The sequence below is a fragment of the Microvirga aerilata genome (assembly GCF_016743775.1).
GTDB classification, from domain to species: domain Bacteria; phylum Pseudomonadota; class Alphaproteobacteria; order Rhizobiales; family Beijerinckiaceae; genus Microvirga; species Microvirga aerilata.
This window is the reverse complement of record NZ_JAEQMY010000003.1, coordinates 25,691-45,496: the sequence shown is the minus strand read 5'-3', so window position 1 is coordinate 45,496 and position 19,806 is coordinate 25,691. Positions and strand designations below refer to the sequence as shown.

General features: G+C 64.4%; 18 protein-coding genes. 9 read left to right on the top strand and 9 right to left on the bottom strand.

The window, feature by feature from the left end; genetic code table 11:
* Nucleotides 1-13 precede the first annotated feature (13 nt).
* Both JKG68_RS03030 and JKG68_RS03025 read left to right on the top strand, forming a co-directional pair.
* Nucleotides 14-565 (top strand): RBBP9/YdeN family alpha/beta hydrolase, encoded by a 552-nt coding sequence (locus JKG68_RS03030; protein WP_202056002.1) that lies wholly within the window; start codon nucleotides 14-16, stop codon nucleotides 563-565.
* A 143-nt stretch (nucleotides 566-708) separates the two neighbouring features.
* Nucleotides 709-1,329, top strand: coding sequence for a Spy/CpxP family protein refolding chaperone (locus tag JKG68_RS03025; RefSeq protein WP_202055748.1), 621 nt, complete (start codon nucleotides 709-711; stop codon nucleotides 1,327-1,329).
* Nucleotides 1,330-1,407: 78 nt separating this feature from the next.
* Here the strand turns inward: JKG68_RS03025 and rpsD are convergent, their stop codons facing one another.
* The 5 genes from rpsD to JKG68_RS03000 form a co-directional block, all read right to left on the bottom strand.
* Nucleotides 1,408-2,025 carry a 30S ribosomal protein S4 gene (rpsD, locus tag JKG68_RS03020; RefSeq protein ID WP_202055746.1) on the bottom strand — a complete coding sequence of 206 codons (618 nt, stop codon included), beginning with the start codon at nucleotides 2,023-2,025 and terminating at the stop codon, nucleotides 1,408-1,410.
* 311 nt (nucleotides 2,026-2,336) lie between these two features.
* Nucleotides 2,337-3,209 carry a glutamate racemase gene (murI, locus tag JKG68_RS03015; protein ID WP_202055743.1) on the bottom strand — a complete coding sequence of 291 codons (873 nt, stop codon included), beginning with the start codon at nucleotides 3,207-3,209 and terminating at the stop codon, nucleotides 2,337-2,339.
* A gap of 9 nt (nucleotides 3,210-3,218) precedes the next feature.
* The gene (locus JKG68_RS03010; protein ID WP_202055742.1) at nucleotides 3,219-4,421 is read right to left on the bottom strand and encodes an alpha/beta hydrolase family protein; all 1,203 of its coding nucleotides are present in this window, start codon (nucleotides 4,419-4,421) and stop codon (nucleotides 3,219-3,221) included.
* A gap of 65 nt (nucleotides 4,422-4,486) precedes the next feature.
* A complete protein-coding gene (locus JKG68_RS03005) occupies nucleotides 4,487-5,221 on the bottom strand; it encodes an RNA methyltransferase (RefSeq protein WP_202055741.1) in 735 nt (244 codons plus the stop codon).
* A 182-nt stretch (nucleotides 5,222-5,403) separates the two neighbouring features.
* Nucleotides 5,404-5,691, bottom strand: coding sequence for a hypothetical protein (locus JKG68_RS03000; protein WP_202055740.1), 288 nt, complete (start codon nucleotides 5,689-5,691; stop codon nucleotides 5,404-5,406).
* 255 nt (nucleotides 5,692-5,946) lie between these two features.
* Between JKG68_RS03000 and JKG68_RS02995 the strand changes: the two genes are divergently transcribed.
* The 6 genes from JKG68_RS02995 (at nucleotide 5,947) to JKG68_RS02970 (ending at nucleotide 10,539) form a co-directional block, all read left to right on the top strand.
* Nucleotides 5,947-6,333 carry a phospholipase A2 family protein gene (locus tag JKG68_RS02995; protein ID WP_202055739.1) on the top strand — a complete coding sequence of 129 codons (387 nt, stop codon included), beginning with the start codon at nucleotides 5,947-5,949 and terminating at the stop codon, nucleotides 6,331-6,333.
* 109 nt (nucleotides 6,334-6,442) lie between these two features.
* Nucleotides 6,443-7,657 (top strand): NADP-dependent isocitrate dehydrogenase, encoded by a 1,215-nt coding sequence (locus tag JKG68_RS02990; protein WP_202055738.1) that lies wholly within the window; start codon nucleotides 6,443-6,445, stop codon nucleotides 7,655-7,657.
* Nucleotides 7,658-7,858: 201 nt separating this feature from the next.
* Nucleotides 7,859-8,086, top strand: coding sequence for a DUF6894 family protein (locus JKG68_RS02985; RefSeq protein WP_202055737.1), 228 nt, complete (start codon nucleotides 7,859-7,861; stop codon nucleotides 8,084-8,086).
* A gap of 159 nt (nucleotides 8,087-8,245) precedes the next feature.
* On the top strand, nucleotides 8,246-8,710 hold the full coding sequence (locus JKG68_RS02980) for a GFA family protein (RefSeq protein ID WP_246515042.1): 465 nt from the start codon (nucleotides 8,246-8,248) through the stop codon (nucleotides 8,708-8,710).
* 117 nt (nucleotides 8,711-8,827) lie between these two features.
* Nucleotides 8,828-9,259 carry a DUF2231 domain-containing protein gene (locus JKG68_RS02975; protein ID WP_202055735.1) on the top strand — a complete coding sequence of 144 codons (432 nt, stop codon included), beginning with the start codon at nucleotides 8,828-8,830 and terminating at the stop codon, nucleotides 9,257-9,259.
* Nucleotides 9,256-10,539: a PQQ-dependent sugar dehydrogenase gene (locus JKG68_RS02970; RefSeq protein ID WP_202055734.1), complete on the top strand. Its 1,284-nt coding sequence runs from the start codon at nucleotides 9,256-9,258 to the stop codon at nucleotides 10,537-10,539. The genes JKG68_RS02975 and JKG68_RS02970 overlap by 4 nt, the downstream gene beginning before the upstream one ends.
* A gap of 86 nt (nucleotides 10,540-10,625) precedes the next feature.
* On the opposite strand, the gene alaS is transcribed toward JKG68_RS02970, so the two are convergent.
* From alaS to cckA, 3 genes are all read right to left on the bottom strand, one after another.
* Nucleotides 10,626-13,289, bottom strand: coding sequence for an alanine--tRNA ligase (alaS, locus tag JKG68_RS02965; protein WP_202055733.1), 2,664 nt, complete (start codon nucleotides 13,287-13,289; stop codon nucleotides 10,626-10,628).
* Nucleotides 13,290-13,811: 522 nt separating this feature from the next.
* Nucleotides 13,812-14,906, bottom strand: coding sequence for a recombinase RecA (recA, locus tag JKG68_RS02960; RefSeq protein ID WP_202055732.1), 1,095 nt, complete (start codon nucleotides 14,904-14,906; stop codon nucleotides 13,812-13,814).
* 171 nt (nucleotides 14,907-15,077) lie between these two features.
* Complete coding sequence (cckA, locus tag JKG68_RS02955; protein WP_202055730.1) at nucleotides 15,078-17,609, bottom strand: cell cycle histidine kinase CckA; 2,532 nt, start codon at nucleotides 17,607-17,609, stop codon at nucleotides 15,078-15,080.
* Between the two features lie 387 nt (nucleotides 17,610-17,996).
* Here cckA and JKG68_RS02950 point away from each other — a divergent pair, with 387 nt between their 5' ends.
* Complete coding sequence (locus tag JKG68_RS02950) at nucleotides 17,997-19,262, top strand: hypothetical protein (RefSeq protein WP_210346201.1); 1,266 nt, start codon at nucleotides 17,997-17,999, stop codon at nucleotides 19,260-19,262.
* Between the two features lie 103 nt (nucleotides 19,263-19,365).
* Here the strand turns inward: JKG68_RS02950 and dksA are convergent, their stop codons facing one another.
* Complete coding sequence (gene dksA, locus JKG68_RS02945) at nucleotides 19,366-19,785, bottom strand: RNA polymerase-binding protein DksA (RefSeq protein WP_202055729.1); 420 nt, start codon at nucleotides 19,783-19,785, stop codon at nucleotides 19,366-19,368.
* Nucleotides 19,786-19,806 lie beyond the last annotated feature (21 nt).

Sequence of the window (19,806 nt, the reverse complement as noted above, 5' to 3'; positions counted from 1 at the left end):
TTATCTCGGGGCCATGAAAACCTCCGATTGCGATATCCTCATCGTCCCTGGCTATACGAATTCCGGCGTGGACCATTGGCAGAGCCGATGGGAACGCCAGCTCTCGACCGCATGGCGGGTCGAGCAGGAGAATTGGGATACCCCTACTAAGGACGCATGGGTGGAGCGCATCGCCCGTGACGTGAAGCGCGCCAAGAAGCCTGTGGTTCTGGTCGGCCACAGCCTCGGCGTCGTCGCGATCGCCCATGCGGCTCCGCATCTCGACAGAGGAAAGGTCCAAGGGGCTTTCCTGGTCAGCCTGCCGGATGTGGAAAGGCCCGACTTCATCCCCGCCATCGACCGCGCCTTCGCGCCGATTCCGCGCGATCCGTTTCTTTTCCCTTCGGTGCTCGTCGCGAGCCGCACCGATCCGCTCTGCGATTACGAGAAGGCGGAGGACATCGCCTATTCCTGGGGCTCGGCCATCGTCGATGCCGGCGATGCGGGACACGTGAACACGGAAAGCGGGCACGGCCCCTGGCCGGAAGGGCTGATGCGTTTCGCAGGCTTCCTGAAGCAGTTGTGAAGGCTCGCCATTTCCACTCCGCTGTCGGTCCGAGCCCGGACCGACAGCGCGGTCCACATGACGAAAAGTTCATGCGCCAGTCACGCAGCCGAGAGCCGGATAAGCACAACCTTATCCCTATCGACAGCATGGAGGATATCCGCATGAAGACAATCGCCACCATCGCTCTTGCCACGCTGCTGGCCGGCACGGGCTCCTATGCCTTCGCGCAGCAGACGCCCGCACCCGATGCGCCCGCCGCCCGCCAGGAGCAGGGCCGGCAGGATCGCCGTCCGCGCATGAGCCAGGACGACCACAACCGCCTTGTGGATGCCCGCATTGCCGCCATCAGGGCCGGCCTGAAGTTCACCCCGGATCAGGAGAGGCTCTGGACGCCGGCGGAGACCGCCATCCGCACGGCAGCGGGCGAGCGGTTCTCCCGCCTCGAGCAGCGCCCCAGCCGCGATGAGCGTCAATCCATGGACTTCATGCAGCGTCTGGAACGGCGCGGCGCCACTATGACGGAAGGGGCCCAGCGCTCGACCGCCGTGGCAACCGCCTTGCGTCCCCTGTGGGACACCTTCAGCGAGGACCAGAAGCGGATCGCACCGCGCCTCCTGCGCGAGGTCGTGGACGGCGATGGGCCGCGCTGGCGCGAGCGCGGCGGGCGCCGGGGCGGCCGTGACGGACATCATGGTCGCATGGCGCAGCACCATCGCGGGATGGATCATCACGGCAGGACGGGCCATGGCGGCCCACAAGGTCCTGCCCCGCAGCAGCAGTAAGCGGACAACCGCTGCCCTCAAGCAAAAAGGCCGCCCATTGGGCGGCCTTCGTGTTTCGAAACCGGCTTTTCGCGGCGATTAGCGCGAATAGAACTCGATCACGAGGTTCGGTTCCATCTGCACCGCATACGGCACCTCGGAGAGGGTCGGGATGCGGGTCAGGCGGGCGGTCATCTTGGAGTGATCGACCTCGATGTAGTCCGGCACGTCGCGCTCGGCGAGCTGGCTCGCCACCACGACGACTTCGAGCTGCTTCGACTTGTCCTTCACCTCGATCACATCGCCGGCCTTCACGAGATAGCTCGGGATGTTGACGCGGCGGCCGTTGACCTTCACGTGGCCGTGATTGACGAACTGGCGGGCAGCGAAGGGGGTCGCAACGAACTTCGCGCGGTACACGACCGCGTCGAGACGGCGCTCGAGCAGGCCGACCAGGTTCTCACCGGAGTCGCCCTTCTGGCGGATCGCCTCCGCGTAGTAGCGGCGGAACTGCTTCTCGGTGATGTTGGCGTAGTAGCCCTTGAGCTTCTGCTTGGCGCGCAGCTGCGTGCCGAAGTCGGACATCTTGCCCTTGCGGCGCTGGCCGTGCTGGCCGGGGCCGTATTCGCGGCGGTTCACAGGGCTCTTCGGGCGGCCCCAGATATTCTGACCCATGCGGCGGTCAAGCTTATGCTTGGCCTGAATGCGCTTCGACATCGCTGTTCCTCTTGTGTTGTCGAATTTGCGAGGAACGCGCCCTCCTCTTCCCCTCATTCCCGAGGAGGCCCAAGGGGCCGCTTCGAGGGACAGGACGACAGGCCGACTTAGAGCCGGGCCACGGGAGCGTAAAAATTTACGCGGCCCGTGAGGACCGCGTGAACGGGTGGCATGTATGGGAATTAAGCAGAAATGTCAATCAGTGTCAGCCGCCGTAGGTCGACAAAACAGACAAAGAAGCTGAGCCGGTTGGCGCAATCCTTCCCTTCCCCTTGTGGGGAGGAGGGCTAGGGCGTCCGCTTCGGAAACGTTTACCCGACGCGGAGCGGCATATCCTCGATCGTCACGAGCGGCAAGCCCTTGTGCAGCAAGGCTTCTCGCAGGGCCGAGCTCATCCTTTCCCCCGCGGTGAACACGGCCAGGGCTTCGTTTTCGTCGGCCTCGTGCCCTGGAACGGGAGGGCCGATGAGCTGCGTCACACGCCGGGCAATGGCCGGAGCCGGGTCGATCCAGGTCACGGGCCAAGGAGCAAGCCTCTCGAACCGGGACAGCAGCAAGGGGTAATGGGTGCAGCCCAGGGAGACGACATCGGTCCGTCCCCCTTCATCCTGGACGAAGCAGGGCGCGAGCTCGGCCAGCAGTTCCTCGTCCGAGGCGGGTGTTCCGGCCAGCTCCGCCTCGCTGTAACCGGCAAGGAAGCGAGAGCCGACGAGATTGACCCGGCAGTTCGCCGCATAGGTCTCGATAAGGCCGCGCGTATATTCACGGGTCACGGTGGCCGACGTGGCGAGCATGGTCATGTAGCCGGTGCGGGTCGCCAAAGCCGCCGGCTTGATCGCCGGCACAGTGCCGACGAAGGGCACCGGAAACCGCTCCCGCATCTGAGACAGGGCGATCGTCGAGGCCGTGTTGCAGGCGACCACCACCAGGGTCGGATTGTAGAGGTCGATCAGGCGCCCCATGACGTCCAGCACGCGGGCGGTTACGGCCTCTTCGCTCAGGCGGCCATAAGGAAAGGCTGCGTCGTCGCCCGCATACACGAAGCGTGCATCAGGGCGCGCCTTCAGAACCTCGGAGAAGACGGTGAGTCCCCCAAGGCCGGAATCGAAGACGAGGATGGTAGGAACGGGAGATGGCATGACAGCCGGGTTATAGGTCGTGCCTGCCAGAAAATCGATACGCATCGGCGCGCCTCAAGAGCGGAGCTGGATCAAGAAGTTGGAAAGGCCCTGCTGGGTTTCCGGCGGCGCCATGTTCAGCCTGCGGCGCGGCCCAGGCTCGGGCTTGTTCTCCTGCCCCTCCACTTTCGGGAGTTGCGCGGAAAGGCGGCGCACGGGCCAGCCGTCGCTCCAGGTGCCCATGTCGACGAACTTCGGATCCCGCGTGAGAGCGGCGGCATCCTTGCCCGCGAAGGCCGCCTCGGCCGCCATGTCGAAGGTCTTCCAGTAAGCCAGGTAATCGATGGTATCGGTCCCGTTGTTGCCGAGCTGCTGCGTCAGGATGGTCTGGGGACCGCTGAGCGCCATGTCGGCGCTCCAGCGCCAGGTGCTTTTCTGCTTGGGATCGCGCGGCGGATCGGGCGGCAGCTTGATGGCCGAGGCGTCGTAGTCGGCTTTCGGCGAGCCTGGGGATGCGAGAGTGGCCGAGATCGCCGGAAAGCCGTGGTCGTCGGAGCCTGCCCGCATGAAAAGCTTGCGGGTCGCCGGAACGGCCGTGGCGCCCTGAAGAAGCAGGCGGGAGGCTCGGTCGCTCGGCAAGTAATCCCGGTCCCCGCTCATGGTGATGATCAGGGTCGCAGGATCGATGGTCGAGAGATCCTGCAGGAGAATGCCGCGCTCCTTCTCGTTGGAGGCGATGCCGCCCGGCATGAGGCCGAAGATCAGCTTGGGCGCCGGTACCTTTCCGGAACTCACGCCGGCCGCGAGGTTGAGCGCGAGCGGCACGCCTGCCGAATGGCCTATGAACGCCACGCGCTCCCGATCGGGCTTGGCGTTCGCGTCCTCCGCAAGCGCCGACAAGGCGCTCCGGATCAAGTCCTCGGCAAGGTTCGAGGCATCGGCAGGGCGGGAGCGGTTGACCTCCTGGAAACGGGGGAAGAGGACGAGATTGCCCTTGCGGGCGAGGTGCTCGATCCAGCCCCCGTAAAGACCAGGGTTGGTTGCGCCCCAGGAATGGAGAAAGATCACGACAGGGCGAGGCCTGGCGGGAGCATCGGCTCCATGGAACACGAAAGTGCCCTCGCTCGCCGTACCGACCGCCCGCTTGACCACCTCGGCGGATTTATAATCCCGTCCGCCGGGCCCCTGCTCAGGCTGCTGCGGCGGCGTCGCCGCGCGAGCCCAGGGGGCGGCAAAGCAGACGCCTAGGAGCAGGACAGGCAGCAGGGAGCGGCGCATCGTGGTCTCGAACTCTATGTACAAACGGGCAGATAGAGCCCAACCGTCACAAAACCACGATTTGCTTAAGGTTTTCTCAACCGGCGACCCTCCGCAAGGGCACGAATCGCCCCGCGCAGGGTGCGCACCTCCTGTTCGGTCATTGCGAGGCGGTGGAAGATGTCCCGCATGTTCCGGGCCATGATCGGCTTCTTGTCCTCGGGGTAGAAGTTCACCGCCTCAAGTTCGGCTTCGATATAGTCGAAGAAGGACGTCACCGATTCCCGAGTTGCCGGCGGGGAGATCATGCCGCCCGCGAAAGGCAACGCGCCTCCGGTGGCGAGCTTGTACCACTCGTACGAGACGAGCAGGACGGCCTGCGCCAGGTTGAGGGACGAGAATTTCGGGTCGACCGGAAAGGTGATGATGGCGTCCGCCAGGGACACCTCGTCGTTTTCGAGCCCCGTGCGCTCCCGCCCGAACAGGATGCCGACGCCCTGCCCCGACCCAAGCCTCTTTTGAGCCTCCGTCATGGCGGCATCCGGCCCAAAGACCCGCTTCATCTGCCCGCGCTCCCGGGCCGTGGTGGCAAACACGAAGTTCAGATCGGCAATGGCCTCGCGCGCGGTGTCGTAGAGCTTCGCGCCTTCCAGGATGTGGGTTGCGCCGGATGCGGCCGAGTGTGCGCCCTTCTTGGGCCAGCCGTTGCGCGGCGACACCAGGCGCAGCTCAGAGAGGCCGAAATTGGCCATGGCCCGGGCTACCATGCCGATGTTCTCGGCCAGCTGGGGTTCCACGAGGATGATGATTGGACGGGTCATTTCGTATGTCTGAGGGCTCGAGCGAAGGCGGCGGATGCCACTCCCATACCGCCAAAGCAAGCAGCACGGCTAGACCCGATGGGAAGTGCGCGTCATCGGTGCTTTCCCAGCAGAAAAAAGCCTCCCCGACGATGCCGTCGAGGAGGCGCCTTGGCCTTCAAGAAATCTTTTGACGCCAATGCCTACCAGCAGCCCCAGCCACAGTAGTAGTGCGGGCGCGCAACCGCCGCACCGAGCACGGCGCCGCCGACCACACCCACCGCAGCACCTGCGGCGGCCTGGTTGGCGGCCGCGTTCGACTGGGCGACGTTGTTGCGGTAGCCGGCGTTGACGCACCGGGTATAGGTCTTCGTGCCAGGCTTCAGGCCGGTCTCCTGGCAAACGGATTCGGCGTTGGCCATGGATTGCTCGGTCGTCTGGCAGCCCGCCAGAACCAAAGCAGCCGCCCCGAGAATAATAGCAAGACGCATGTCAGCTCCCCTTATGTTTGGACACAACCCCGAAAGGTAATCCCCACAAGGTCCTCGGCCTGCTTTGGCCTCAGATGACCTTGGGGATCCCTTCGGAATGGAGAGATCTGAACTACGGATAAGCTTGCCTTTCCGTGCGGCAGCACACGCGACGTGGTTCTTTTCTCCTAAAGGGAACTCAAACCCATCAATGTCTCTTATTTCCTGTACGCTGTATGTCATAGCATCACAGCTTCGGTTCTGCGGAGTTCCAAAGTGCCCGGATCGCGATCCTGTACGGGAGTTTTCTGCCTGCTCTTCCTGATCGCCGGAACAGTCCAGGCCGCACCCCTGGTTGGAACGCCCCCTGAAGCGGCAAGGCCCCTCTTTCATGGGAACTGGTGCGGCGCCGGCGACGCGAACCGGGCCGCTCCCGTGGACGCCTTCGATGCCGCATGCCGGGCTCACGATCTGTGCTACGAGCGCGTCGGCCGGGGAGCCTGCTCCTGCGACAGGGCCTTTCTCCAGGCAACAGCGGCTCTGGTCAAAAGCCGCAAGGTCCCCGAGACGGTGCGAAGCAAGGCCGCCACCGCGAACTCGCTCTTCAGCGCCACGCTCTGCACGGAACCTCAAAAAACCGAGCGCAACCTTCGGCAGCGCTGAAATCCTTTGATCCTCCGCCCTTCCCCCTTGGCCGTAACCGCGCTATAGCCCCGGCAACCAGCCTGCTGGACGGCAGGCCCGTTTTAGTTCCTAAGCGCAAGGTGAGATCATGGCGAAGATCAAGGTTGCCAATCCGGTCGTCGAGCTCGACGGCGACGAGATGACCCGCATCATTTGGCAGTTCATCAAAGACAAGCTGATCCACCCCTATCTCGACCTCGACCTGAAGTACTACGATCTCGGCGTCGAGCACCGCGACGCCACGGGCGACAAGGTCACCGTCGAGGCCGCCGAGGCCATCAAGAAGTACGGCGTGGGCGTGAAGTGCGCCACCATCACGCCGGACGAGGCCCGCGTCGAGGAGTTCAAGCTCAAGGACATGTGGAAGTCGCCCAACGGCACCATCCGCAACATCCTGGGCGGCGTGATCTTCCGCGAGCCCATCATCTGCAAGAACGTGCCGCGCCTCGTGCCCGGCTGGACCCAGCCGATCATCGTCGGCCGCCACGCCTTCGGCGACCAGTACAAGGCCACGGACTTCAAGGTGCCCGGCAAGGGCCGCCTGACGATCAAGTTCGAGGGTGAGGACGGCACGGTCATCGAGAAGGAAATCTTCAAGTTCCCGGACGCCGGCGTCGCCATGGGCATGTACAACCTGGACGAGTCGATCCGCGACTTCGCCCGCGCCTCGTTCAACTACGGCCTGAACCGCAAGTACCCGGTCTATCTCTCCACGAAGAACACGATCCTCAAGGCCTATGACGGCCGCTTCAAGGACATCTTCCAGGAGATCTACGACAACGAATTCAAGGCGAAGTTCGACGCCGCCGGCATTCACTACGAGCACCGCCTCATCGACGACATGGTGGCCTCGGCCCTCAAGTGGTCGGGCGGCTATGTGTGGGCGTGCAAGAACTACGACGGCGACGTGCAGTCCGACACGGTCGCCCAGGGCTTCGGCAGCTTAGGCCTCATGACCTCCGTGCTCATGACGCCGGACGGCCAGACCGTCGAGGCGGAAGCCGCCCACGGCACCGTGACCCGTCACTACCGCGAGCACCAGAAGGGCAAGGAGACCTCGACCAACTCCATCGCGTCGATCTTCGCCTGGACCCGCGGCCTCGCGCACCGCGCCAAGCTCGACAACAACGAGGAACTCGCCCGCTTCGCCCAGACCCTCGAGAAGGTCTGCGTGGACACGGTCGAGGCCGGCTACATGACCAAGGACCTCGCGCTGCTCGTCGGCGCCGAGCAGAAGTGGCTCTCCACCACCGGCTTCCTCGACAAGATCGACGAGAACCTCAAGAAGGCGATGGCGGCCTAAAACCCTGCCCACCCTGGAATTGCGGACGGCCGGGTCGATCCCGGCCGTTTTCTTTTGCGGCTCTCAAGGCTGACTCGCCTGTTGCTCATCGGAGTTGCCACGAATGAGGGCGTGGTCAAGTAGCCTGATGGGCCTATTCACTTTCCGGAGGAAGGTCGTTAGGAAGCGTCATCCAGCAGCTGGAGGCTGGAAGGATACCAGATGCGCTGCTACTTCCACCTTTTTAAAGACTATGATGAGATCCTCGACGATACGGGGGTCGAGGTTTCCGATCTGCAGGCTGCAAAACTGCAGGCCCAGCAGGCTGCCGACGAACTGCGGTACGAGCTGGATAGGTCCATCAAGGACTGGAGCGGCTGGCGTCTCGACATCGTTTGCCCTGAAGGAAGCCTCCTGCATTCGCTGAGCCTCGAAACCACGCTCCACTGATCTGGAACCGCATTCGCGTGCACCGCTTGAGCCCGTATGGGGTCTTCAAGGACGATCCGCCCGAACTCCCATTGCCGCCGTTTGACCTGTGGCCGAAGCGACCTAAGTAACACTGTCTCCTTGCCGGCAGTTCTGACGGTTGCGAGAGGGAGCGAGCCCTTGAGGGACGATGCGACACCAGTCATGGCCGGGGGCTGCCAGTGCGGCGCGGTGCGGTATGCGCTGATGTCCGAGCCGACCCATGCCAGCATCTGCCACTGCCGCATGTGCCAGAAGGCCTTCGGCAATTACTTCGCGCCGCTCACCGGCGTGCCGCGCAAGGATCTGGTCTGGACGAAGGGTGAGCCCGCTTTCTTCAAGAGTTCGGCGGCCGTGGAGCGTGGGTTTTGCCCGGACTGCGGCACGCCGCTGACCTTCGCTTACGTAGACCGGGACCGCATCACCGTCTCGATCGGCAGCCTCGACGATCCCAGCCGGGTCACGCCCGAGATTCAATACGGGATCGAGAGCAGACTCCCGGCCTTCGAAATGCTGCATACGTTCCCTGGCGAGCGGACGGAGGACGGCGCTTCGCCGGAGGAACTGAAGCGCATGACGTCCCGCCAGCATCCGGACCACGATTGAAGCTTGCCGCCAGTCTCTCTCTTTCCAGGCCCTAGGTTCGAAACCTACCGACTGCTCATGCATTGATCCGATAGCTTTGCCAGGTGCGGCTGGATCAGGAACGAGAGGGAAAGTGCCTTGGTTGTTGTATCCAGTCCAGGTCGCGTGAGGCCGCTCCATCCCCTTCACGCCATTCTTCTGGCTTTTCCGCTTCCTCTGTTCCTGGGCGCGCTGGCGAGCGATCTCGCTTATCGGTCGAGCTTCCACATCCAATGGGCCAATTTCTCGTCCTGGCTCATTGCCGGCGGGTTGCTCGTCGGCGGCTTCGCCCTGCTTTGGGCGTTTATCAATCTCTTTCGCAGGGGAACGGCGCGCAAGGGGCGGCTGGCCGTGTATTTCGTCGTGCTGCTCGCCATGTGGGGGCTCGGCTTCGTCAACGCCCTTGTCCATGCCAAGGACGCCTGGGCGACCATGCCGGAGGGCCTCTATCTGTCGGCGATCACGGCGCTCCTGGCCCTCGCTGCAGCCTGGATCGGATATTCCGGGTTTCATGCCGGAGAGGTGAAATGATCCGCTCGTCCCTTCTGATCGGCACCCTGGCGCTCGCCCTTTCCGCCTGCAACAGCGAGCCTGAGCCGCCGCAATATGGCGCCAACCCGAACCTGCCCGAGCCGCAGCGCGGGCTGCTGCCCTCCATGAAGATCCCGAGGCCGGCCCAGTGGGGCAATGATCTTCCCAAAGTGCCGCCAGGCTACAAGATTCAACCCATTGCCACCGATCTCAAGATCCCGCGCCAGACTCTCGTCCTTCCCAACGGCGACATTCTGGTGGCGGAGGGATCGGGCGGCTACGCGCCGACGCTGCGCCCCAAGGACCTGATCGCTGGGTTCATCAAGAGCCTCGGCAAGACTTCGGTCAAAGGGGGCAATCGGTTGACGCTGCTGCGTGACGGCAATGGCGACGGCACTTATGAGATGCAGGGCGTTTTCGCCGACAACCTCAATGCGCCCTACGGCCTCGCGCTGGTCAACGGCTCTATTTACGTCGCCAACCAAGATGCGCTGGTGCGCTTCGACTATCGTGACGGCCAGGCCCAGGCGAGCGGGCCGCCGACGAAGGTCACGGATCTGCCCGCGGTGATCAACCACCACTGGACGAAGGCGATGACCGCGAGCGCCGATGGGCGCTTTCTCTATGTGGGCATCGGGTCCAACAGCAACATCACCGAGCGCGGGATGGATGCTGAGGAGGACCGGGCCATGGTTTGGCAGATCGATGCGCAGACGGGCGCGCACAAGCCTTACGCGACCGGTCTGCGCAACCCCACGGCTCTTGCGGTTCAGCCGGGAACGGGACAGCTCTGGGCGGTGGTGAACGAACGGGATGAAATCGGCCCCAACCTCGTTCCTGATTATTTGACGTCAGTACGTGAGGGCGGCTTCTACGGATGGCCCTACAGCTATTGGGGCCAGAACGTCGACCCGCGCGCGCAACCGCAGGATCCCGCGAAGGTCGCGGCAGCGATCCGTCCGGACTATGGCTTGGGCTCCCATGTGGCGGCGCTCGGCGTTTCTTTCTCGTCCCCCGCCATGGGGCCGGAATTCGCCGAGGGTGTGTTCGTCGGCGAGCATGGCAGCTGGAATCGCAGCGTACCGGTCGGTTACAAGGTGATCTTCGTGCCATTCCGCGACGGCCGCCCTGCCGGCGAACCAATCGACTTCGTGTCCGGCTTCCTGGTCGATGATGGCAATACGCGGGGGCGGCCGGTCGGGGTGACGGTGGATCCACGGGGCGCTCTGATCGTCGCCGACGACCTGTCGAACACCGTCTGGAGAATTACGAGAAACTGATGTCCGAACTGGCGCGTGCCGACGAACGCGCCTCTCCCCTCAGGCGATCCCGGATCGGCTTTCGCCGTCCGGGATGGCACCTTTCCTTAAGCGGCCGCCAGAGCCGCCTCGATGGCATCGAGCGCTGCTTCGGCCTGGGCCCCATCGGGACCGCCGGCCTGGGCCATGTCGCGGCGACCGCCACCGCCCTTGCCGCCGAGCTTCTCGGAGCCGACACGCACGAGAGCGACCGCATCGACCTTGGATGTCAGGTCTTCCGTGACGCCCACCACGATGCCGGCCTTGCCGTCCTCCGCCACGCCGATGATGGCGACGACGCCGGAGCCGAGGCGCTTCTTGCCCTCGTCGGCGAGGCTCTTGAGGTCCTTCATCTCGACCCCGGTCACGGCGCGGGCCATGAGCTTGATGCCGCCCACATCGCGGATCGGATCGCCGCCGCCCGTGCCACCCCCCATGGCGAGCTTGCGGCGGGCCTCGGCCAGATCGCGCTCCAGCTTGCGGCGCTCCTCCAGAAGAGCCGTCAGGCGCGAGGATACCTCGTCGACCGGCGTCTTCAGGATGTTTGCAACCTCGCGCAGCTTGCGGCTTTCCTCGGCGAGGTAGCGCCGGGCGGCCTCGCCCGTCATGGCCTCAAGGCGACGGACGCCTGCGGCAACCGCGGCCTCGCCCACGATGGTGACCACGCCGATGTCGCCCGTGCGGTTCACGTGCGTGCCGCCGCAGAGCTCCACCGAGAAAGCCTTGCTGCCATCGCCCCTACCCATGGAGACGACGCGAACCTCATCGCCGTATTTCTCTCCGAAGAGCGCGCGGGCGCCGGACTCGATGGCTTCATCCACGGCCATGAGCTTGGTGACGACCGGCTCGTTCTGGAGCAGCACCCTGTTGGCGATCTCCTCCACCTGCGCCAGCTCACCGTCGTCGATGGGCTTCGGGTGGCTGAAGTCGAAGCGCAGCCGGTCGGGCGCGACCAGCGAGCCCTTCTGGGCCACGTGGTCGCCAAGCACCTGGCGCAGGGCCTCGTGCAGCAGGTGGGTGGCCGAGTGGTTGGAGCGCACGGCCGAGCGGCGCGCATGGTCCACGACCAGTTCCAGGGCCTGGTTGAGCTTAAGGGAGCCGTGCTCCACCGTCGCATGATGCACGAAGAGGTCACCGAGCTTCTTCTCGGTGCCGGTCACCAGCACGCGCGCGCCTTCGCCCTGCATGATGCCGGTATCGCCGACCTGACCGCCGGACTCCCCATAGAAGGGCGTCTGGTTGAGCACCACGAGGCCCTTCTCACCGGCCTTCAGCTCTTGAACCTCCTGGCCATCCTTCAGCAGGGCCAGAACGATGCCCTCGGCGCTTTCCGTGTCGTAGCCCAGGAACTCGGTGGCGCCGGTGCGCTCCCTGACGCCGAACCATACGGTCTCGGTCGCCGCCTCGCCCGAGCCGGACCACGCCGCGCGAGCCTTCTCGCGCTGGCGCTGCATGGCCGCGTCGAACGCCTCCGTGTCAACGCCGATGCCGCGGGGCTTCAGAGCGTCCTGGGTGAGATCGAGCGGGAAGCCGTAGGTGTCGTAGAGGGTGAAGGCCGTGTCGCCGGAGAGGTTCTGGCCCTTCGACAGCGAGCGGGTCTCCTCGTCGAGGATCGAGAGGCCGCGCTCCAGGGTCTTGCGGAAGCGGGTTTCTTCGAGCCTCAACGTTTCGACGATCAGCGCCTCGGCCCGGATGAGCTCAGGATAAGCCTGCCCCATCTCGCGCACGAGAGCGGGCACGAGGCGGTACATGAGCGGATCGCGGGCGCCCAGCAACTGCGCATGGCGCATGGCGCGGCGCATGATGCGGCGGAGCACGTAGCCGCGGCCCTCGTTCGACGGCAGCACGCCGTCGGCAACCAGGAAGCACGAGGTGCGCAGGTGATCGGCGATGATCCGGTGCGAGGCCTTGCGGTCGCCCTCTGGAGCCACGCCCGTCGCGTGAGCCACCGCCTCGATAAGCGTGCGGAACAGATCCGTGTCGTAGTTCGAATGCACCCCTTGCAGGATCGCCGCCATGCGCTCCAGGCCCATGCCGGTATCGATGGAGGGCTTCGGGAGAGCGATGCGATTGCCGGGCTCGATCTGCTCGTACTGCATGAAGACGAGGTTCCAGAACTCCAGGAACCGGTCTCCATCCTCCTCCGGACTGCCGGGAGGGCCGCCCCAGAGTGACTCGCCCTGGTCGATGAAGATCTCCGAGCATGGGCCGCAGGGGCCGGTGTCGCCCATCTGCCAGAAATTGTCCGAAGTCGGGATGCGGATGATCTTGGAATCCGAGAACCCGGCGATCTTCTTCCACAGGTCCGCCGCCTCGTCGTCCGTGTGATAGACCGTGACGAGGAGCTTCTCCTTAGGCAGGTCGAACTCCTTGGTGATCAGGTTCCAGGCGAGCTCGATGGCCTCCGCCTTGAAGTAGTCGCCGAAGGAGAAGTTGCCCAGCATCTCGAAGAAGGTGTGGTGGCGCGCCGTGTAGCCCACATTGTCGAGATCGTTGTGCTTGCCGCCGGCGCGCACGCATTTCTGGGACGTGGTCGCACGGGTATAGGGGCGCTTCTCCACACCGGTGAAGACGTTCTTGAACTGCACCATGCCGGCATTCGTGAACATCAGGGTCGGGTCGTTGCGCGGCACGAGCGGGCTCGAGGCCACGGCTTCATGACCGTTCTTGGCGAAGTAATCGAGGAAGGCCGACCGGATATCGTTGACGCCGGAGAGGGTGTTTCGGGTCATGGGGTTTCAAACTCGGATGCAAAGAGCCGCGACGGCTGATCAATGTCTTAGTGGAGGCCGGTTTTAACCGTCCGCGCCTTTGCTGTCGAGGCGGCGTTTCGCGCTGAAGGCTTAAGCGTTGGATATGCCCGGCCCAATGCCCCTCACCTCCTGTCATCCCGGACGGCGAAGCCGATCCGGGATCGTTGGACGAGTGGAGCGCATGTTCCCTCCGCTGTGTGGGGAGGGGTAGTCGCGGCAGCGACCGAGTGGGGGTGCCAGCGCCTCGCCTTCATAGGCTATCGCTCACACCTCCCACTCCTCCCCACCGCAAGTCGGGTGTTCCCGGCTTGCGCATCGTCAAGACAAGTCCCGGGCAAGCCCGAGGCTAATGGGGCAGGAGGGTTCCAGCGCCATTCCCATCTGACGACCACAGGTTCTGCTCCGCAGCCCCGAGATGACGCTCTGTGAGAAGAACAAACAAAAAGACCGCCGCGATCTCTCGCGACGGCCTTTCGTTTGCCCTTGAAGGAGAGCAAAAGCTTACTCGGCGGAACCTTCGTCCAGATCGTCGGCGGTCGGGGTCGCCTGCTCCAGGATGCGGTCGGCGATCAGGCCGGCATTCTGGCGGATGAGACCCTCGATCTTGTCGGCCACCTCGGGGTTGTCGCGCAGGAACTGCTTCGAGTTCTCGCGGCCCTGCCCCAGGCGCTGGCTGTCATAGGAGAACCAGGCGCCGGACTTCTCGACGATGCCGGCCTTGACGCCGAGGTCGATGAGCTCGCCCACCTTCGAGACGCCTTCGCCGAACATGATGTCGAACTCGACCTGCTTGAAGGGCGGAGCGACCTTGTTCTTGACGACCTTCACGCGAACCGAGTTTCCGATCGGATCGTCGCGATCCTTCAGGGTCGAGACGCGGCGAATGTCGAGGCGCACGGACGCATAGAACTTCAGGGCGTTGCCGCCCGTCGTGGTCTCAGGGCTTCCGTACATGACGCCGATCTTCATGCGGATCTGGTTGATGAAGATCACCATGGTCTTCGACCGGGAGATCGAGCCGGTGAGCTTGCGCAAGGCCTGGCTCATGAGGCGAGCCTGGAGACCGGGTTGAACGTCGCCCATCTCGCCGTCGAGCTCTGCCTTCGGCGTCAGCGCCGCCACCGAGTCGATGACCAGCACGTCGACCGCGCCGGAGCGCACCAGAGTGTCGGAGATCTCGAGCGCCTGCTCGCCCGTGTCGGGCTGGGAGATCAGAAGATCGTCCAGATTGACGCCGAGCTTACGGGCATAGACCGGATCGAGAGCGTGCTCCGCGTCCACGAAGGCGCAGACGCCGCCCTTCTTCTGGGCCTCTGCGATGGTGTGCAGCGCCAGGGTGGTCTTGCCCGAGGATTCCGGCCCGTAGATCTCGATGATGCGGCCGCGGGGCAGACCGCCCACGCCGAGCGCGATATCGAGGCCGAGGGAACCCGTCGAAACGGTTTCGATCTCCACGGGTTGCTGGCCTTTGCCGAGCCGCATGATCGAGCCCTTGCCGAAGGCGCGCTCGATCTGGGAGAGCGCTGCGTCGAGAGCTTTGGTTTTTTCTTTATCCATTGATGAGCTTTCCACCAGTCTCAAGGAGGACTGTGACATGACCTAACATCCTTATGGCAGGAGGAAGAGTGAATCTCAACGCGCTATTGAGAGTTTATATGTACTCAATTTGTTCTCATTTACAAGTTCATTTTCCGTTCTCACCGGAGAATTCACAGTCCTTTCGCGGGCCAGAATGCCGCAGCGAAAAGACCCTATGAAAACAATGTCTTATTGCCCAATCACCTGCTTCACGGTCTCGACCAGCTGGCGCAGGCTGAAGGGCTTTGGCAGGAAGTTGAATTCCTCGCCCTCGGGCAGGTTCTTGCGGAAGGCCTCTTCGGCATAGCCGGAGACGAAGATCACCTTGAGGTCCGGGTAGAGCTTGCGCAACTCGCCCAGCAGGGTCGGGCCGTCCATTTCCGGCATGACCACGTCGGAGACCACGAGATCGACCGGCGCGCCGCGCTGCTCGATGATCTCCATGGCCTCGATGCCGGAGGCCGCCTCCAGCACCGTGTAGCCGCGGGCGGAAAGCGCGCGGGCGTTCACGGCCCGCACCGGATCCTCGTCTTCCACGAGGAGGATCGTACCCTGCCCCGTCATGTCGGCAGCGGGCTTCTTGGCAGCTTCGGGCTTGACCTCCTCGGGCATCTCCTGAACAGCCGGAACATGCCGGGGCAGGTAGATGCGGAAGGTCGTTCCCTCGCCGGGTCTCGAATCCACGTCGATATAGCCGCCCGACTGCTTGACGATGCCGAAAACCGTGGACAGGCCCAGTCCCGTGCCCTTGCCTACCTCCTTGGTGGTGAAGAAGGGCTCGAAGATCTTCTCGAGAACCTCGGGCGTCATGCCCGAGCCCGTATCGGACACCTCGACCACCACGTAGTCGGCAGGCGGCATGGCGCTCACGTTCAGGCGGGCGGCCTCGGCCGCCGTCACATTGGCCGTGCGGATCGCGAGCTTGCCGCCGTTCGGCATGGCGTCACGCGCATTGACCGCCAGGTTCACGACCACCTGCTCGAACTGGTTCACGTCCGCCTTCACGAACCACAGATCGCGGCCGTGACCGAGATCCAGCTCCACGCGCTCGCCCAGAAGGCGCTTCAGCAGCATGGAAAGGTCGTAGAGCCGGTCGTTGAGGTTCAGAACCTCCGGCCGCAGGGTCTGGCGGCGGGAGAAGGCCAGAAGCTGGCGCACCAGGCTCGCGGCCCGGTTCGCGTTCTGCTTGATCTGCATGATGTCCTGGAAGGACGGGTCGGTCGGCCGGTGGTTGGCGAGCAGCAGGTCGCTGTAGCCGATGATGGCCTGCAGCACGTTGTTGAAATCGTGCGCCACGCCGCCCGCGAGTTGGCCCACGGCATTCATCTTCTGGGATTGGGCCAGCTGCTCCTCGACCTTCCGGAAATCCGTGGTGTCCAGCGCGTAGAGGATCGACGTCTCGCCGTCCGCCCCGGTATCGCCCACAGGCGTCACCCAAACCCTGACGGAGCCCCCGCTCTCGCCCGCCGTCTGGAGCTCGAGGGGTGGAATATCCCCTCGGTTCTCCGCAGCGGCCTTCAGGGCTGCCTCGATGGGCCCGCGGTCACCGAACGCATCGAGAATGGAAGGCCCGTCCCCTGCCCCCTCCCCCGTGCGGGGCAACGTGCCGAACAGCTTGGAGAACGGCGCGTTCGCATGGACGATCCGTCCCGCCTGATTGACCGTCGCGATGGCAATGGGAGTGTTGTTGAAGAACCGGGCGAAACGCACCTCGGCGGCCCGCTGCCCCTCGTGCACCTCTCCCCCGGCCGACCGGTTGAGGACGAGGGTCCGGGAGGCTCCCATCCGGCCATCCTGGCCGAAGGCGATGCGATGATAAAGGCGCACGGGCAGGAACTGACCGTTGCGGCGGCGCAGGTCCAGATCGAAGGTTTCCGTGCGAACGCTGCCCGGTTCCCCTGAGAAGGAGGTCATCATCGCCACCACGTTGCGCGGCACGATGTCGGCGAGGTTCAAGCCGCCGGAGCCGACCTGCGCGAGGTCGTAGTCGAGCCAGGAGGCGAGCGTCGCGTTCAGATAGATGATGGAGCCGTCGGGATCGATGGACAGAAAGCCCGCAGGGGCATGATCGAGATAGTCGATGGCATGCTGCAGTTCCTGGAAGACGTTCTCCTGGCGCTCCCGCTCGTGAGTGACCTCGGCGATGGCCCAGAGAGCCGCCTGCCGCCCGCCGGGACGGGGCACGGGACGCACCCGGACGCGGTACCAGCCGAATTCCTGCACACCGTCCAGGGAGGGAGACAGGCGAATTTCCTCCGTGCCTGTGCGGTGCTCGCGGGCGGCCTGCGCCAGCCGGTAGATCGCCTCCGACACCTCCGGCGCTCCCATGAAGAGGCGCTCGACCGGCCGCACGTCGCCGCCCTGCGACCCGGCCAGGAACAGATAGGCCTCGTTGGCGTAGATGATCCGACCGTCGTCCTCGATCACCACAAGGCCGTCGCCGGACGTATCCGAAATGAGTTTCGTAATGTCGTTGCGGGTGGTTTTGCCTGCGAACTGAACCACGCCGATGGCCATGGCGAAGAGGAAGAAGACGCCCGCCATGGCGAAGAAGGCCAGCAGTCCCAGGATCAGCGGCTGAGCCTGTTGCATTCCAAGATACCGCAGGCTCAGGGTCGCGCCCACGAGGAGGGTGGCCAGGAGAAGGACCCACCCGATATGGCCCTGACGGTCAGAACGGTCGATGGCCGAACCCTTTGGCGTATCGCCCTCATAAGCCATGGAATACCAACATCCTTCAGGGAGGCGGATGTGCCTGACGGCACCGGCTGCAGGATTGCGGCCAACCGCTCGATCTTTGCCGATCATACTACACGCAAATTCTTGATTGACCTCTAAGGCGGCAGCGGCGACCAGCGCAAGCGGTTCATGCCCCGCATGGGATTTCACCAGGCAGCATCGCCAAATGGAAACCTTGTTTTCCTTGATGAAAAGGCAAACAGACCCATCTTGGACGGAACGTCGGGGATGGTCCCTGCTCGACACGCCCGGGCTCCAGGGCTGCGGCGTTAACCATCTGTTAACCTTGCGGCTCGCTTTGGCGGCCATTGTGGTACAACCAACACAGAACTGGCCTGCAGAGGCCTGCACAACGCTTGAGAGTTCATCGTGTCATCTCTTTTTGGTATCGAAGCGTCACGGGCGGTCCAATTCGCGATCGCCTTTGCGATCATCCTGATCCTGCTCGTGCTGTTCGGTGTAGTCTTCCGCAAGCTCACGGGCGCACGCCTGATGATGCCCGGCAGCGATCGCGGCCGCAGCCGGCAGCCGCGGCTCGGCATCGTCGACGTCTACGATCTCGACCGGCAGCGGCAGCTTCTCCTGCTCCGTCGCGACAATGTCGAACACCTTCTGCTCATCGGCGGCCCCAATGACGTGGTGATCGAAACCAACATCGTACGCGTTGCCGGGGCCCGTGCTCCCGCGGCCTCCAACGATACCGGCATGGAGCGCCTGGACCCCGTCCTGGAGCAGGCCCCGCGCCCTCCCCAGGTCGAACCCTCCGGGCGGCCGTCCATCGAGAGCCAGCTCGCAGCGCAACTCGGCTCCTTCGTGCGGCGGCCCTCCGAGGAGTCGGATGCAGCCGAAGAGCTCGCGCCCGTGGCGGCCGTCAGCGCACCGGTTCCGGCCCGTCCGGAACCCGTGCTGAAGCCCGATGCGGTCGCCGTATCCGCAACCCCGGCAATCCAGGGACTGCGCGCGGAGGCCAGAACATCCGTTGCCCCCACCACTCCACCGGCTCCCAACCCGGTCGTGGAGCGTCCGGAGCCTCGCCCGGCGGTGACGCCTCCCCCGTTCCAGTCAAGGCCTACGCCCATGCCGCCGATGCCGTCCCCGGCACCGGTGCATCCCGAGCCCGTTCGCGAGCCGCAGCCCATTGTTCCCGACGCGCCGCCCCCGGCCGAACGGCCCGCGCCCGATGCCGGCCTCCTGTCGGATATGGCCAAGCAGCTGGAAGAGGCCTTGAAGCGCCCTGCGAGCCCTGTTTCGCCGTCTCCCGCCGCTCCGGTCGCTCCGGTCGCTCCAGCGCCCGTTGCTTCCCCTGTGGTGCATGAGGATGTTTCGGACGAGGACGACCTTCTCGGACCCGATGCAACTCCGGCGGGCGATGAGCCCGTAGGCCTCTACGATGCCGCCATGGACGACGAGGACTCCAGGGAAGAGCCTGAGGCGGCTCCCCGGACAGAGACGCCTGCCATCGAGCCGGTTCGCCCGGCTCCGCCTCCGCCATCCGTAACGGCGCCCTTGCCTCCCCGGACCAGGGAGGCGCCTGCGGCGTCCGAGAAGGCCTCCGATCCCTTCTCCGTCGAGGACATCGAGGCGGAGTTCGCCCGCCTGCTCGGGCGTCCGCTCGATCCTTCCAAGAAGAGCTGAGGCGCTCGGCCGCCTCCTTGTCAAAACCCGGCAGGTCAAAGGAAAAGGGCTCCGCTTGCGGAGCCCTTTCGATTTCTCGCTGTCGATTTTTGGCAGAGGGCCGTCAGTCGTCCCGGTAGACCCGCTCGTTCCTCTCATGGCGCTCCTGCGCTTCGAGGGACAGGGTTGCAATGGGACGAGCCTCCAGGCGCTTGAGAGAGATCGGATCACCCGTATCCTCGCAGTAGCCGTAGCTGCCATCCTCGATCCGCGAGAGCGCGGCATCGATTTTGGCGATCAGCTTGCGCTGACGGTCCCTGGCGCGAAGTTCGATGGCCCGGTCCGTTTCCGAAGAAGCGCGATCCGCAAGGTCAGGATGATTCTCGTTCTCGCTCTGCAAGGTAGCGAGGGTTTCCTGAGCCTCTTTGAGGATATCGTGCTTCCAACGGATCAGCTTGCGCCTGAAATACTCCCTCTGCCGCTCATTCATGAAGGGCTCGTCTTCTGTCGGACGGTAACCCTCATCAATCACGCTATCTGTCATGTTCAGCCGTTCTTCCCCGAT